Source organism: Psychrobacillus sp. (assembly GCF_056205495.1).
The window spans coordinates 1-2,683 of the sequence record NZ_JBAEAP010000200.1; the positions used below are offsets into that span (position 1 = coordinate 1).

Annotated in this window: 3 protein-coding genes; 1 reads left to right on the forward strand and 2 read right to left on the reverse strand. The window is 35.9% G+C overall.

Annotated elements, in window-relative coordinates; all coding sequences use genetic code 11:
- Positions 1–1,372 (reverse strand): TldD/PmbA family protein (locus tag AC06OU_RS05905; protein ID WP_475854595.1); only part of this gene is annotated, 1,372 nt, incomplete at its 3' end.
- A gap of 360 nt (positions 1,373–1,732) precedes the next feature.
- Here AC06OU_RS05905 and AC06OU_RS05910 point away from each other — a divergent pair.
- Positions 1,733–2,053, forward strand: coding sequence for a hypothetical protein (locus tag AC06OU_RS05910; RefSeq protein WP_475854597.1), 321 nt, complete (start codon positions 1,733–1,735; stop codon positions 2,051–2,053).
- A gap of 176 nt (positions 2,054–2,229) precedes the next feature.
- Here the strand turns inward: AC06OU_RS05910 and AC06OU_RS05915 are convergent.
- Positions 2,230–2,683, reverse strand: a 454-nt coding sequence (locus AC06OU_RS05915; protein ID WP_475854598.1) for a coenzyme F420-0:L-glutamate ligase, incomplete at its 5' end; no start/stop codon positions are given.

Consider the following 2,683-nt stretch of genomic DNA (forward strand, 5'->3'; position numbering starts at 1 on the left):
CACCAACAGTGATTTCACTTACACGAATGATGGGCTGTCCTACGTTAACTGGAAGGCTTCCACTAATGGAACCGCACATTCCAGCACCATGAGCAAGATTATTTCCGACACGATCTACTAGTTGTAACGTCTTTGCCCCATTTCCAATTAGCGTAGCACCACGGATTGGTTGAGCTATTTCTCCATTCTTAACTATATAACCTTCCATAATTGCGAAGTTGTAGTCTCCAGTGGCAGGGTTAACTTGCCCTCCACCCATATATTTAGCATAGATTCCGTATTCTGTAGAAGCTATTATTTCTTCCGGAGTAGAAGACCCAGGTGCGATAAATGTGTTAGTCATTCGTGACGTAGGGTTGTATCTATATGATTCTCGACGTGAAGAACCTGTTGGCTTTGCATTCATTCTTCTAGCATTAAATTTATCAATCAGATAGCCCTTTAAAATACCATTTTCAATTAATACGTTCTTTTGAGTTTTTTCACCTTCATCGTCAATATTTAATGAACCCCATTCGTTAGGTAATGTCCCATCGTCAATATAGGATACAATGTCAGGAGCAACTTTTTCCCCTATTCGATTAGCAAAAACAGAATTGTTTTTGGCAACCGATGTAGCCTCTAGGCCATGACCGCATGCCTCATGAAAAATAACTCCCCCAAATTCGTTGTCAATAATAACTGGGAACTTTCCGCTAGGACATTCCTCTGCACCAAGCATATTGACTGCGATACGAGCAGCCTCTCCGGCATAATGCTCTAAGTTAAGATTTTCTATAAATTCGAACCCAGCATGAGCACCTGGCCCATAAAAACCAGTCTGCATTTCAATACCATCAGAAGCAGTGGCTTGAATAGATAGTCTACTATATACACGAGTATCTTCTACAAACTTTCCTTCTGAATTTGCGATTAAAACATTCTGTTCCTCGTCTATATAGCGTATTCCTACTTGTTTAATACGAGGATCATAGCCTCTTGCAATATCATTTGCCTGTCTCATTACGGATACTTTTCTAAGATTTTCTACACTACGAGGCTTTAAAGCAATAGTATGTAGTGGCTGAATAATTTCTTTTTGAAGTGGATGAATGATTCCAGCAGAACCACCTTGGATAGCATGGGCTGCTCGCTTGGCTGCTTGTATTAAACCTTCTTCTGAAAAATCAGTAGTATACGTATAAATACTCTGTAACCCTAAAAATATACGAATACCAATACCAAAATCTCTACCCGAATTACTTTTTTCTATTTTGTTGCTTTGTAGTACTAATTGATTGACGTATTTATCTTCTACAAAAATCTCTGAAAAATCTCCTCCGGTAGAAAGTGCTGCTTCCAATACGTTTTCTATAATGGACTGTTTTAACATATAATTCCCCCCTTAATAGAATTATATAGTAATAAACTATCACTTAATACTGTTTATTTTGATAATTTGGTAAATTTTAAAAATTTTTATAGGGTAATATTTACGCATTAATAAGTGTGTTAGAGTTGGGCAATATAATAGTATGGAGTGGTCTTTATTGTGAACAATGACACAGGCTGTGAAGTAATAGAGAGGATATTTTTCTTTCTAATGAAGTATTATTTTGACTAAATATATTAAAAAATAAATAACTGTATTGGATTGAATGGGTAATAAATCATAAGAAAGTTAAGACATACCTTTCTGGTTATGTTATATTCTTAATAATTATAAAAAATGAAAATAGAGGATGTAGAGAATATGTCAAATTCAAAAATACTGAAATGGGTTACGGGAGGTTTAGAGGCTTTATTAGGTATACCAGTTCTTGGAGGAATCATAATTCTTAGTTTGGCCTGGATTCCTTTGCTAATTATGCTGGCACTGCATATAGTTACTCTAGTGATTACAAAAAAAGAAGGCGGAGGAACTACGACAGGGAGTATACTAGGAATAGTAACCTCTTGTGTTGGTATTATACCTGGTGTAGGAATGATTATGCATATCATTACTGCTGTTATTTTAATGATAGAAGCTTCTAAGCCAGAGATTCCAAAAGACGTCTTTAATGAAGAGTTTTAAATAGACTTAAAGAAATCGAAAACTGCACTTAGCTAAAAGAGACATTGGCTAAGTGCAGTTTTTTCCAAAATGGCTGTAACCGAAACACTCGATATCATTGAAAGAAGCCTTGAAAATTTTTAAGGCTTCTTTATTTTGAGAAGAGGTTTATCACAGCCATATTTATGACTTTTTTATTATTTTGTGTAGTTATCAAAGTATCCTTGAATATAAATCATTGGTGTACCTTTGTCTCCACTACCGGAAGTAAGATCTGACAGAGAACCAATAAGATCAGTTAATCTACGTGGAGTTGTACCTTGAGCTTCCATTGCTCCAACTAGATTGTCTTCTTTGTTATTAATATGCTCAGTAATTGCTTGCTTTAATTCTTCTCCTCTTAAGTGAGCGAAGTTATTATCTGCAAGATATTTTAATTTTACTTCATTTGGAGTTCCAGCTAATCCAGATGTGTAGGCTGGTGAAACGACGGGGTCAGCTAGCTCCCAAATATGTCCTACAGGATCTTTAAATGCTCCATCTCCATATACCATAACTTCCACATTTTTCCCTGTTTTTTCTTTTAAAATTTCTTGAATGTTGTCAACGATTGGTTGGCAATCGCGAGGGAAAAGCTTCACCGTGTCTTCT

Excerpts from the sequence above, each read along its gene's own strand:
- AC06OU_RS05910 (WP_475854597.1), top strand. The coding sequence starts at position 1,733 with ATGTCAAATTCAAAAATACTGAAATGGGTTACGGGAGGTTTAGAGGCT.